14 protein-coding genes and 1 tRNA gene are annotated in these 12111 nt (G+C 34.7%); 9 read left to right on the top strand and 6 right to left on the bottom strand.

Annotated elements, in window-relative coordinates; genetic code table 11:
* Positions 1-8 precede the first annotated feature (8 nt).
* Entirely contained in the window at positions 9-164 is a 156-nt protein-coding gene (locus tag ABY905_RS08540) for a hypothetical protein (RefSeq protein ID WP_372642540.1), read from the top strand.
* On the top strand, positions 157-639 hold the full coding sequence (locus ABY905_RS08535; protein ID WP_372642538.1) for a ribonuclease HI: 483 nt from the start codon (positions 157-159) through the stop codon (positions 637-639). Before ABY905_RS08540 ends, ABY905_RS08535 begins: the two co-directional genes overlap by 8 nt.
* A gap of 126 nt (positions 640-765) precedes the next feature.
* On the opposite strand, the gene aroE is transcribed toward ABY905_RS08535, so the two are convergent.
* The 6 genes from aroE to ABY905_RS08505 form a co-directional block, all read right to left on the bottom strand.
* Positions 766-1506, bottom strand: a complete 741-nt coding sequence (aroE, locus tag ABY905_RS08530; RefSeq protein ID WP_372642536.1) for a shikimate dehydrogenase — start codon at positions 1504-1506, stop codon at positions 766-768.
* Between the two features lie 91 nt (positions 1507-1597).
* A complete protein-coding gene (locus tag ABY905_RS08525; RefSeq protein WP_372642534.1) occupies positions 1598-2533 on the bottom strand; it encodes a DUF368 domain-containing protein in 936 nt (311 codons plus the stop codon).
* A gap of 72 nt (positions 2534-2605) precedes the next feature.
* On the bottom strand, positions 2606-4009 hold the full coding sequence (locus ABY905_RS08520) for a tetratricopeptide repeat protein (RefSeq protein WP_372642533.1): 1404 nt from the start codon (positions 4007-4009) through the stop codon (positions 2606-2608).
* A gap of 79 nt (positions 4010-4088) precedes the next feature.
* Positions 4089-5288: a threonine/serine exporter ThrE family protein gene (locus ABY905_RS08515; RefSeq protein ID WP_372642531.1), complete on the bottom strand. Its 1200-nt coding sequence runs from the start codon at positions 5286-5288 to the stop codon at positions 4089-4091.
* A gap of 113 nt (positions 5289-5401) precedes the next feature.
* Positions 5402-5483: transfer RNA gene (locus tag ABY905_RS08510), tRNA-Leu, on the bottom strand.
* Between the two features lie 315 nt (positions 5484-5798).
* Positions 5799-7010 (bottom strand): glycosyltransferase family 4 protein, encoded by a 1212-nt coding sequence (locus ABY905_RS08505; protein WP_372642529.1) that lies wholly within the window; start codon positions 7008-7010, stop codon positions 5799-5801.
* A gap of 550 nt (positions 7011-7560) precedes the next feature.
* On the opposite strand from ABY905_RS08505, the gene ABY905_RS08500 reads away from it, so the two are divergent.
* From ABY905_RS08500 to ABY905_RS08470, 7 genes are all read left to right on the top strand, one after another.
* Positions 7561-8892 (top strand): hypothetical protein, encoded by a 1332-nt coding sequence (locus ABY905_RS08500; RefSeq protein ID WP_372642527.1) that lies wholly within the window; start codon positions 7561-7563, stop codon positions 8890-8892.
* Between the two features lie 167 nt (positions 8893-9059).
* Positions 9060-9347, top strand: a complete 288-nt coding sequence (locus ABY905_RS08495) for a helix-turn-helix domain-containing protein (protein ID WP_372642525.1) — start codon at positions 9060-9062, stop codon at positions 9345-9347.
* 128 nt (positions 9348-9475) lie between these two features.
* A complete protein-coding gene (locus ABY905_RS08490; protein WP_372642523.1) occupies positions 9476-10081 on the top strand; it encodes a BT4734/BF3469 family protein in 606 nt (201 codons plus the stop codon).
* Positions 10074-10451: a PriCT-2 domain-containing protein gene (locus ABY905_RS08485; RefSeq protein ID WP_372642521.1), complete on the top strand. Its 378-nt coding sequence runs from the start codon at positions 10074-10076 to the stop codon at positions 10449-10451. The genes ABY905_RS08490 and ABY905_RS08485 overlap by 8 nt, the downstream gene beginning before the upstream one ends.
* 135 nt (positions 10452-10586) lie before the next feature.
* Positions 10587-10922 (top strand): hypothetical protein, encoded by a 336-nt coding sequence (locus tag ABY905_RS08480; protein ID WP_372642519.1) that lies wholly within the window; start codon positions 10587-10589, stop codon positions 10920-10922.
* Between the two features lie 24 nt (positions 10923-10946).
* Complete coding sequence (locus ABY905_RS08475) at positions 10947-11198, top strand: hypothetical protein (RefSeq protein WP_372642517.1); 252 nt, start codon at positions 10947-10949, stop codon at positions 11196-11198.
* A 710-nt stretch (positions 11199-11908) separates the two neighbouring features.
* On the top strand, positions 11909-12111 hold a 203-nt coding region (locus ABY905_RS08470; protein ID WP_372642515.1), incomplete at its 3' end, for a hypothetical protein.

The following is a 12111-nucleotide window of genomic DNA, read 5'->3' as shown; positions in this document are numbered from 1 at the left end:
TTGGAACCTTGGTTGAAGTTGGTCGTGGAAAAATGGATATGGCAGGTTTCCGCCGGGTAATTGAAAGTATGAACAGATGCAATGCTGGATCCTCAGTTCCCGGTCATGGGCTATTCCTTTGTACTATAGAATATCCCCAAGACTTAAAACTGGATGATGCCTAATGAAATCTACTTGTTTACAGATGGAAGCGTAAATCCTCAATCAAAAATAGGATTTGGAGCTTTTCTAATAGTAGAGGATATAGCAATATCTCCTGATGAAGCTAAAAAACTAGTAAAATTGAAGCAATTTGAAGATACCTCATCTACAAAGTTAGAATTGCAGATTTTATTATACACACTCACGAAACTCGAAAAGATTAAGAAGCGAGTAATTGTTTATACTGACTCTCAAAATATAATTGGTTTGCCTGATAGGAGGTTGCGATTCGAGGAGAACAAGTATATTTCAAATAATGGACGACTAATCGATAATCATGAATTGTATAAAGAGTTTTATAGAATTACAGACTTGTTGAACTGCCATATTGTAAAAGTTAAAGGGCATAAAAATTCATCTCTCAAAAATAAAATTGATCTCTTATTTACTCTTGTTGATCGGGCAGCGAGAAATGGCCTACGAGTAAATAAAAATTAGTAGTTAGATTCCTTATCTGAACAGTATTTTTATTCTTTTTATTTGAAATCCATTTATTTCGACGATGAGCATCCTTTTCCATTGTCTTGACTTTTAGTGTCAAGCTATCTTCTTAGGTATTACAATCTAATTATTCCAAATTTCCCAGCTTCTTTCGGCTTGTAAATGCAGCATTTTTAAGCCATTGTGTACTTTTGCTCCCTGTTCAATTCCTTTTGACATGAAAAGTGTCGTTGCTGGATTGTATACTAGATCATAAAGGAAATACTCAGAACTTAAGTTGGAATAAGGCAGGTCAGGACAAGCATTTGTGTCGGGATAGGTTCCTAGTGGCGTGCAATTGATAATCAATTGGTGGTTTGAAATAATTTCCTCATTTAAATCCTCGTAGGATATCGTCGCATCACTTCTCCTGCGAGAAACAGATTTATAATCGATATTCTGATTCTTTAGAGCTGTAGCTACGGCTTTTGAAGCACCTCCTGTACCCAATATAAGTGCACTAAGCTTTCTCCCTTCAATAAAACTGGATAAAGATTCTCCAAAACCGTAAATATCGGTATTGAAGCCTTTGAGATAGGTTTTTCCATCTTTTCTGCGAATCTGTATCGAGTTGACAGCTCCAATTTCTTTGGCTAGTGGATCAATCTCATCCAGATAGGCCATAACTTCCTCTTTATACGGAATGGTAACACATAGGCCCAGTAAGTTTGGATTATCCTGAATCACATTAAGAATCTTTTCAATGTCAGGTATCTCGAAATTTAAAAACTGAGCATCAATCTCTTCATTCCGGAACTTATCAGAAAAATATTGTTTCGAAAATGAATGTCCAAGAGGATTGCCAATGATTCCGTATGTTTTCATGAGTTCAAGGCTAAAAGGTGAAAAGGATAAAGGTTTAAGTTGAAAAGTTAGCAAATGATGTTTGATATTCTTTAATCATCACATCATTAAATTATTTTTTCGATTCAGGACTGTATTTATCCATGATAATAATTAAGAAAAAACCAATAAGGGCAAGTCCAATCGCAATGGCTAGGTTTGCATCCTGACCTGATATATTTTCAAATGTTTGTGGTAAAATATTATCTTCTACTAAGGCTTTTTCTACACCATGTCGATCAATAAAAGTTGATACTGTCTGTTTCCAGGGCCACACCTTATTTAATGAGCCAATCATAAAACCTGAAAGGAGAGCAATGGTCATGTTGTGATATTTTTTCAAAAGCCAGGAAAGTAGATTGGAGAAGCTTAATAAACCTGCTGCAGCTCCTACAGCAAAAACAGCAATCACATCCAACTTAAAGCTACTTAAAGCATTTAAAACAAACTCATATTTACCTAATAGTAAAAGAATGAATGCACCTGATATACCGGGTAAAATCAGGGCACAAATTGCAAGAGCACCTGATAGAAATAAAAACCAATAGGCGTTGGTTGTTTCGGCAGGTGTAACAACAGTCACCATATAGGCAATACCAATTCCTACAAGTATCGCTATAATACTGCGTAATTTCCATTCGGTGATTTTTTTTGCAATAACGAGGGCAGAAGCGACAATCAAACCAAAAAAGAAAGACCAAATTAAGATGGGGTGTTGTTCTAAGAGATTTTTAATCAGTTTTGCCAGAGACAAAAAGCTAATTGCTATACCAATAACAAGTGATAAGAGAAAATTGCCGTTTACAGCTTTCCAAAAGTCTTTTAGTTTGAACTGCAATAACAGTTTTATCGAAGTCAGATTGACTGATTTGATACTTTCTATTAGCTCTTCGTAGATGCCGGTAATAAATGCAATTGTTCCTCCCGAAACGCCAGGTACCACATCAGCAGCGCCCATTCCCATGCCTTTCATGGCAATAATAATATAGTCTTTAATTGATCGAGTCATAATGTTAGTGCATATAATGGCCTAAATGTATTTTGGATAAATAAAAATACAAGACCTAAAAAAAAGCTAATTCTATTGATTAGCTTTTATAATTTGTTTGAATTTGTTATTGTTTTTCAACTCAGGGAATTGAATGAAGATGTCTTCAATCTTATTCTCAGGGTTAGCCATTGCTTTACGGAGATAGTGTTCTGCAGCATTTGTATCTGCTGCTAACATATAATAAGCCGCGAGGTTATTTTGTAGTTGAACATCTTCAGGACAAAAGCCTAAACTTTCGAGTAAAACATCAATGGCAGCTTCTTCTTTATTGTTTTGATGATAGAACTCAGCTAGAGTGATGGCATAAGTTGAATCATAAGGATCTAGATCGATTGCTTCTCTGAAGCAGTGAACCGCTTTTTGAGCTTCTGGTAAGCGAGAATAGGCTGAGCCTAAAGCAAACCAATAATCTGGATTTGTATCGTCTAAACTTTTAGCTTCATTTAAATAGATCAAACTCTCATCAATCTTATCCTGATAAAGAAGAATTAAGCCCATACCAAACCATGGATCAGAAAATTTTTCATCCTCTTTAATGGCATTTTCGTAATAAATCATGGCTTGATCGAATTCCTCGATCTTTTCGAAGCATTCTCCTATATAAGAATAGGTAGAGGCATGATCATCTTCGAATTCAAGATATTCGATATAACTTTTAATGGCTTCTTCGAATTTATCGCATAGAGCTAGAGCGTTGGCCTTGTTAAAATAGGCTTTGCTATGCTTCTCATTTACGGCAATACAGAAATCATAAGCTTCAACCGATTTAAGGCTTTGATCGTTTCGATTATATAAAATCCCTAAGTTGTACCAAGCATTATCCGAAAATGGATCAAGGTCCAAATAAGCCTTATAGGCTTCAATACTCTCTTCGTCCTGTTGTAATTTTTCGTAGCAATAAGCTATCTCAAAAAGGGCCTCAGGATCTTCGGCATCTAGTTTGTGAACTTCCTTAAAATAGGGCAGAGCCATTTCATATAAGCCCAAATGTTCAAAAGAAACAGCAATGCTGAATAATAAATCCTCTTTATCATCGTAGCATAAACCCAATGCAATATCGAATTGAATTTTGGCGTTTTGAGGCTTTTTAAGAATGTTGTAGATGTTCCCGATAAGGATGTAGATGTTCTTATTGGTGCTTTCTATCTTCTTTAGTTTTTTGAGAATAGTAAGCGCTTTTATTTCTTCGCCTCTGCCAATAAGCACTTGAGCTTGCTTTAGTTGCAATGAAATAGAAGAGGGGTGTTGTTGTATGGCTAGTTCTGATGCTTGGGTAGCTTTAGCCAATTTATGATCTTCAAGATAGAAGTCGACGAGGCTTTCAAACTCATGTACATCGAAGTAGCATGGCTTGTTATTCTTGATCATTGTTTCGAATCGATCAACAGATTCAAGAGTATCATCGTCAAAATAATTCTCAGTATTATCTATCATTTATTTATTTGAAGTGATAATTCTAGTAGCAAAAGTAACTTTTATTTGCAGAATTTCAATATTTAGTTATCAACAATAGTTATTTAGTGTTAAAACTACCTGAAAATAATAGACCTCCAATTACGCCCATTAAGATATAGGCGACTTGTGAACCCAGGCTTCCTACATTTTCAATGGGCGAACCTAAAAATATAGTACTAATACCCATGAAAGCTTTGCTTCCAGGTACCAGCATAATGATTCCCTGAGTAATAAAAACATGGCGAGGCGATTTTGTGATATATGAGAAAAGGAGACTCACCAAAACAACTGTAATACTTCCTATAAAGGTGCTGATCAGAATGCCTGTAAAGGAAAGGAGAACTGTTACACTATAGCTAATAATACTGGTTAGAATCCCATATAGCATATCTTTCCTTCTAACTTGAAAAATGGGTAAAAGACAGATCGCCAGTAATGGAATCCCTAAGTATTTCGACCATAAAGGCATATTCGATATAGCCGAGTTGATATTGATGTCACAGAATAATGGGAGTACCGATAGACCTAAAATAGTTCCAAAGAATTGCTTAAAGAGCGATATCGATGCATCGGCAAGCTTCGCTGAACCAGACACCAGACTTTTGTAGGTGATCTCTTCGAGTGCTGTTGTGATAGCTAAACCAGGAATAAAAATGATAATGGCTGATAAAATCGTAAGCGGAATGTTAAGATCAGGAAGCCAGAGGGATAATAGGCCAATGAATATGGTTACCACAAAGGCCGCTAAGGCCTCAAGCGTGTTGTTTATAAATTGGGATCTTAATCCCAAGTAGGTCAGTCCATAAACGACAATACCCATAAGGCTAGCCACAAGGAAAGAGATCCAATTGGTTCCTAAAAGCAAATTAAAGGAGCCCGCACCCAAAGCAAAGGCAAGTGCTAAGATCAGATGATTGAATTTCTTAGATTGTTTATATACCATTCGAAGTTGCAGACTCGCTTCATCAAAATCAATTTGATTAGCAAGAACTTGGTCGGTTATTTCTACAGATCTAGATAAGGCTCCTAGGTTGATGCCACCCGGAGCAATACTTTCAATATGATTATAGGATTCATCCTCGTTCTCACTATAAAAAACATAGTTAATCCATGTTGGCGTATCCATAAAACTACCTCGGATACCTTTCGTTTTAGCGACTTCGGATAGATAGATTTGGATTTTGTAAGAAGGCACACCGTAAATGTGTAAAGCTCTTCCTAATTGTATGATGAATTGGTATTGTTTTGGTGTTTTCAATGCTCTAAATCCTATTTGTTTTTAAGTGGAACAAATATAGATAAGACTTTTGAAGTGGAGAGATATTTTGAGGAATAAAAAAAGGATCAACACTTTCGTATTGATCCTTTTTGTGCGGATGAAGGGACTCGAACCCCCACGCCTTTCGGCACTAGATCCTAAGTCTAGCGCGGCTACCAATTACGCCACATCCGCGTTTCTCTTGATTGCGATGCAAAGATGGTGTATTTTCTATTAACTCCAAGCTTTTTTTGAATAAAAATTCCGGAAAGGTCAATGTTTATAGTCTGTTCAGAGGGAATCGATTGAATTTCAACTGTTAAAGAATTTTATTTTGTTGTTTTTTTTCAGAAAGTAGAATGGGAAAAGGGGAGGGTGTTTAGTTTTTTTAACTAAATTGTTTGTAGTGAGTGTATATAAAGAAAGGGGCTGTAATAGCACAAATGCAAAAAAAAAAGGGAATGAATAATCATTCTCGATCGATTAAATTTTTTATTATAAGTACTTTAATTAATTCTTTTTTAAAAATCGGGTGTAAATCCCAATGAGCTTATCTGCCTGATCGTAGATGTTAAATTCCTTCTCGACGCCTTTTCGAGCACTATTTGATAGTTCATGCAATTTGTCTTCCTGCTTTAAAAGATTTTGTAAAGCAAAGGCCAGTCCTTCTGGGGAATTGTTCTCGTAGATGACACCCCCATTTGATTTATTAACTATTTCGGGAAATGCGCCCAGATTGGGTTGTACAACAGGCACGCCTGAAGCCATACTCTCTAGCAAATACAACCCAAACGCTTCTCCATTTCGTACAGGAACAGAAATTATTTTAACCTTAGAGAAGAATTCGTGTCTTCCTTCACCATCAAAATCTTCATGAAAATCAACCTGTTCCATAAGATTCTCATTCTTTAATTTTTGTCTTACTCGTTTTATTAGAGCTTTATCATCACCCGTCGATCCTCCAGCTAGAATCAATTTCACATCTTCGAAAGTCGGATCTTTTTTGAGAAGAATAAAAGCATCAACAATAATGTCGAAACCATTTGCTTCGCACATTCGGGATATATAACCGATATTTCGTTCCTTCTTATCAGTAGCTACATACTTGTATTCGTCCGGATCGACGCCTAAATGATTCGTCAATACTTTCTCGTTTGGAATGTTCATTTTTTCAATTGAAGTGCCCGCATAAAAATCACTAACAGCAATAAAAGCATCTACGTATTGTGCTTTGGTACTCATTAGCGCCCAAGTTTTGTCTCTAAAAGAATCTTTCATGGCATCTACCCAAACATCTTCATCTTGTAATGAGCAAAATAGTATCGCATTCGGAAATTCTTTTTTCAATTTGGGAGCCAAGCCTAGTAGGAGGGCATTTGACAAGTGAATGACATCTGGCTGAAGATATTCTGACATCCAGCTTACCATTCGATTGAGTTCATCTTTTTGTTTGCCTTCTTCACCCATTAACATGGAAATAGTCATTTCTTCCAAACCTTTCGCATTGGTTGATCCAGCCATACGTGCAGCCAGTTTTAACATGGGGCCTGAATTCAGAAGACGATCCACCCACGCAGGTGTATGCCTGAAAATAGGATACATTTGCTTTAGATAGATACTGATGGCTCCATAAAAAACAGGTATTTCGTTGAGGTCATGCTCATCAAAAAACAAAGGAAGATACATGGGTAATTTGGTTACCTGATGTCCTTGCTTTTTCATGGCAAGATGAAATTTATCATCTCGTAAGCAGTTGCCGCAGTAAAAACTACCACCCGAGCCTGGTATTATTTGTAGAATATTCATATGTGTTCATTGCATTGAATACACAAGATAGTAAAAACGATAATGATGTCGAGGGACTTGTTTAAAAATAACTTAAGTAGAGTGACTTCTAGCTTAAGGCGTTTCACTCCTTGTATCATCTTTTCTAGTTTAATAATTTTCTCTGTAAGTTTGTAACGAATGATAGAGAAGAACTATATAACCACACCGATGAAGGTTTAGTGAATAAAAAAAGCATCAAAGTTTTGCAACTTTGAGGCTTTAAAGCGGAGAGAGAGGATCATGAACCATCCCATCATCGTATGCTGTAATACAATATTTTAGCCTTGTAAACAATTTTTCATTACACCTAATTCTGCAACTACTTGATTGCTTTTCTTTTTATCAAAATGTTCTCATCTGCGAGTGATTCAAAGATATAAAAAATGTTCATAATGCATCGCATTTTATTAGTTTTGCGCTTAGAATAAAAATTAGAGCACCAAGCATGAGAGATGAATTTGAGTATCTGGAGAGGTTGTTTTACGACACTTATGAAAAAATTGAGAATAAAGATGAAGTGCCTATAGTCTTTCTTAAAAAAAACATCAGTGAAAAGTTAACATACGAGTTCGATAACATCAAAAAATTATATTTTGACATTGCAGGACAAGGTAAATCTCGTGAAGCAGTTCAATCTATGTTTGAATTTAGGGGAAGGAGAATGTTAAACTTTAAAAAACGAATTGATCTTTTTCTAAAATCTACTTTCGAAGATTTAATAATTTACCAATTTGGAGATGATTGTAATAATTTTGACAATTTTACAAATCTTCTTGTTGCCTACGAAGGAGTTGTAGGCTTGTTGAAGTTTATTACTATTAAGTTGTTTGTGTCTCTTGATGATATTTTAGATGACGAAAGTTTAATCTTAAGATATAAGCAAATTAATGAGACGCAAGTGGAGATATGGCGTAAAGAATTATTTAAGAGTTTTTCGCTTGGAAATGATTACGTGCTTTTTGATAGTGTAACATTTGAAGCTAGCCAGTATCCTGATGCTTCTGATAATTCACTTGATGATGTCCAAAGTCAGCCAAAGGTTAACGAAATTGAAATAGATGATATAGGAAAGGATTCTATGTCATTTCAACACTTTGTAAGAGAAGTTAAGTCTCAGATGAGTATTGAGATGTATGATTCTAATAGGACTTATTTGCTCTTACAAAAATCCTTAAAAGTATTAGATGGTTTATTAGAGACTACAGATAACTTTGTTCAAGAAGAGACGGTACTAAATTTTCTAATCGAGACAAATATTGCATCAGCATATACTTATAGATATAGTGTTGAGTATCTTAATGAATCTTTATCTGGCAAGAATGAGAAAGAACGATATGATGTTTTAATAGCTTTTAAAAAACGACTTTACACTATGAAAGATAGTCCTTCGTATCGCCATTTGCATTTATCTAATATTATGACTGTAATAGATAATACATTGGATAAGTTGATTGCTTTTGTTGATAATAAGTTGGAAAAATATGATAGAGAATTACTTGAAAATATAAGCAGTTCAAATGCTCTTGGAAAAATTAAATCCAATTTAACAGTGCCACAGTTAGGTCTATTGTTCAGGTTATTGAGCGATGAAAAGCTTTTGCAAACTGATAATGTTCCCCAATTGACAAAGCAAATAGCTTCAACCTTTTTATCCAAACAAAAAGACGATATCAGTTCTAAATCGGTTAAGAATAATTATGAGAGTCCGCAAAATGAAGCGATTGAATTTTGGGAGACAAAATTGATTCGTTTGCGTCAGTTGTTGAATAAATATTAGAAAAAGATATTCGATTTATATTACAGATAATCAGTGAGATTGTTGAGGGTTGTACAAGTGTGTTACAACCCTTTTTTTTGCTTTGTACTGCATATGTTTGCTTCCGAAACGATCTACTAGCGCTAGATAGATTTGATTATTATTAATTAACTCTAAATTTCAATATTATGGAAGTAGTAACAATGAGCAGCGATGCTTTTCTAAAGATAAACTCGCAATTAAGAAGTATGGAAGAAGCTGTTGAAAAATTAAGTAGAAAACACTTTTATCCACTAGAAGAAAGATGGCTCGACAATCAGGAAGTTTGTCAAACATTTCTGATTAGCAAGCGAACACTTCAAACCTATCGTGATAACGGTACTTTAGCCTTTTCTCAAGTTGGTTCAAAAATCTACTATAAGAGCTCAGATATCGAAGCTCATTTGAGCAAGCATTACGTGAAACCCTTTAAGTAAACCATTCTTAAAAGGAATATTCTTTCCTTTAAAATATTCGAATTACATGGCATAGTACATATGCTGTAAGGTGGTAACGCTTTGCAAATAGGATAACTATGCCTTGATTTTTCTAAAAATGAAATAACATGATACAAAATATAACTAGTTATCCAGATAGCCAATATCTAGATAACCAGATAAAAATAAAGATACCTGAGTTTAGCTTTTTTAAGAAACCAATCTCTAATACTAAGCCTTATAAAGCGATTAGTGTTTTGGATGCCTATATGCTAATAAAAGGACATTGGAATATTGAACGAACTCAAACCTTAAGGCAAATCAAAAAGATTGAAGAAGCCAGAGCTTTTAAATCAGGCCAATTCAACTATGTCTGCTTCTCAGGGATATTCTCTAAAAGAAGTGAGAAACATTTTAAACATCATTCAGGCTTGATGGTACTGGACTTTGATCACTTATCGGATGTTGATGGGGTTAAAAATATGTTATTGACAGATGAGAGCCTAGAAACAGTTCTTTTATTCCGTTCTCCATCAGGTGATGGTTTAAAATGGGTGATTACTATTAATATCTGCTTGATGGATCACAAGAACTATTTTAAGGCAGTAAGTAATTACTTGAAACAAACTTATCAACTTGAACTTGATGGTTCAGGAAAGGACGTTGCACGTGCATGCTTTCTGCCTTATGACCCTCAAGTTTATATAAACCCTAAATATTTGAGTCATGAGTAAGGTATTTAATCCACATGCTTGGTTAGATGTGGACAAGAAACAAAAAACTGCTCCTTGTCATCGAACAATGAATACTAATACTGGAGACTCGTTTGAAAATGTTGAGCGGTTAGTACAAATGATTGAATCAGGCAATATCGATATCACTCAAGGATATGAAAATTGGAGGAATATTGGGTTTAGCCTTGCTGAGTCTTTAGGGGAAACGGGACGTAATTACTTTCATAGAATAAGTTGTTTTAGTCCAGATTATAATCGTGAAAAGTGTGATAAACAATATTCAAACTGTTTGAAATGTAGGGGTGGAGGAATTACAATAGCAAGCCTTTTTTGGATAGCTAAAACTTATGGTGTATTGCTAAAAAGATAAGATATGACAACTGAAAATAAAGTAGCTCCAAAGAAAACAGTTGCAAACAAATAAAACTTTAAAAGAGAAAGAGATGCATTAAAACGAGATGGTAAGTTTAAAAGGAATTTAAAGGGGGTAGAAATAAAATATAAGTTGAAAAAGGACACTCCAATTCAAATAAAGAATCGGTTTATAAATTCAGTAGACCCAATTGGGAATATTAGATATCATGCTCATCCAACTTTAGATTTAGCAATTTTAATATTTGAAGGATTCAATAATAAAATCTATGATGGACATGTAACATTTGTTACTAATCCAGATAAGATTGCACAAGGTAGATATTTGTGTCGCTTAGGTTATCCATTTCCAGAGTTTAATAATTTTGAATTCAATGAAGTAAATGACGATATAGAATGGAATAATACAGGAAACGTAGCTTCTCCAAGATTTCCAATTGACGGAATAATATCAAGATTTGCCGCTTAAAATAATGATGTCTCATCCATCGAGATGACAACACCTGGATTGAAAGGTCAAAATGGAGGACCTCTATTCGATACAGATGGTTTTATTTATGGTATGCAATTCTTAACTAATCATCTGTATCTAGGCTTCGACATAGATAATAAAGAAATTATAAATAATGGAAAAAAGACTAAAGTTTCAAATCATCCTCTCTTAGATGTTGGACATTGTATTTCTGTTGAGCGAATTAAAGAATTTTTAAACCAATATAATGTGAAGTTTTATGAGGAAGAATAAAAACGGTTGGTAACAACTAAGCTTTCGTGTGGCAGGAACTGCCGAACATGAAGGGTTTGTTGACGTAACCGTTAGATTGCAAAATGGTATGGTCAAGGCACATCGTTTACACTTTTTAAGTAGTAGTCAAGCGTTAATACTTTTCATTCTGGATTCTGTTGGGGCTGCTAAAACAAACTGTAATAAGCATATTTGTAGCTGATAACGGTTTCTTTTCGTGTAATTTGCCCGATTAATCTTAATTCTTGAATAATGGAGTCGATTGTATGCTCATTACGCAAAGCAATTTATTTTTGGAGCTCTTTTACCCTTGACCTAATATTGACCTTCTCAAAGAGCTCGTAGGCCTTCCTATTAATACTTTTGGGTTTCATCCTGGAATGATATTAAGCAGACCTGTAGTCGAAGTTCTTATCTCCCAATCCAATATATTTATGAAAGGCTTTCTCATGTTTTGGAGTAAGGTTTGTCATAGCATGATCTGTTTTTCTTAAAATAGAGATCTTAAAATTGTTTTGCCAGTAATACGAGAGTATTTAAACTCACCTTCTCTCTAGATGCAATAAATTTTATAAAATAGTATAAATTTCAAGCAACCATTTGTCCCAAGCTGCATCATGCGATATGACAATGGCTTTTTTTTACTAAATTTGTTTTTCCCCTGTAGCTCATTGGTTACGAAAAACCCTTAACCCCTAGCCCTAATTTGTATGAAACGACTTGCTCTATTTCTTTTGTTTTTAATGCCTGCTTTTCTCTATCCTCAAGAGCGTTTTGTGGTAGATAGTTTGACGATGCAGCTGGAAAGTCTTTCTCAGGATAGTTCGAAAATCAAAATACTCCTGAAACTTTCTGATCAATTCCAATACACCGATTTTAAAAGAAGTCTTGAGTATGTCAATTCAGCTCTTGA

The organism is Ancylomarina sp., assembly GCF_041555295.1.
Classification (GTDB): Bacteria; Bacteroidota; Bacteroidia; order Bacteroidales; family Marinifilaceae; genus Ancylomarina.
Note: the sequence above shows the minus strand (reverse complement) of the source record. Positions and strands in the feature narration are given on the sequence as shown.

What these genes read in the sequence shown, in the direction of transcription:
- ABY905_RS08535 (WP_372642538.1), top strand. Translation starts at nt 157, where the DNA reads ATGCCTAATGAAATCTACTTGTTTACAGATGGAAGCGTAAATCCTCAA.
- aroE (WP_372642536.1), bottom strand. Translation starts at nt 1,506, where the DNA reads ATGAAAACATACGGAATCATTGGCAATCCTCTTGGACATTCATTTTCG.
- ABY905_RS08525 (WP_372642534.1), bottom strand. Translation starts at nt 2,533, where the DNA reads ATGACTCGATCAATTAAAGACTATATTATTATTGCCATGAAAGGCATG.
- ABY905_RS08520 (WP_372642533.1), bottom strand. Translation starts at nt 4,009, where the DNA reads ATGATAGATAATACTGAGAATTATTTTGACGATGATACTCTTGAATCT.
- ABY905_RS08505 (WP_372642529.1), bottom strand. Translation starts at nt 7,010, where the DNA reads ATGAAAAAGCAAGGACATCAGGTAACCAAATTACCCATGTATCTTCCT.
- ABY905_RS08500 (WP_372642527.1), top strand. Translation starts at nt 7,561, where the DNA reads ATGAGAGATGAATTTGAGTATCTGGAGAGGTTGTTTTACGACACTTAT.
- ABY905_RS08495 (WP_372642525.1), top strand. Translation starts at nt 9,060, where the DNA reads ATGGAAGTAGTAACAATGAGCAGCGATGCTTTTCTAAAGATAAACTCG.
- ABY905_RS08490 (WP_372642523.1), top strand. Translation starts at nt 9,476, where the DNA reads ATGATACAAAATATAACTAGTTATCCAGATAGCCAATATCTAGATAAC.
- ABY905_RS08485 (WP_372642521.1), top strand. Translation starts at nt 10,074, where the DNA reads ATGAGTAAGGTATTTAATCCACATGCTTGGTTAGATGTGGACAAGAAA.
- ABY905_RS08475 (WP_372642517.1), top strand. Translation starts at nt 10,947, where the DNA reads ATGACAACACCTGGATTGAAAGGTCAAAATGGAGGACCTCTATTCGAT.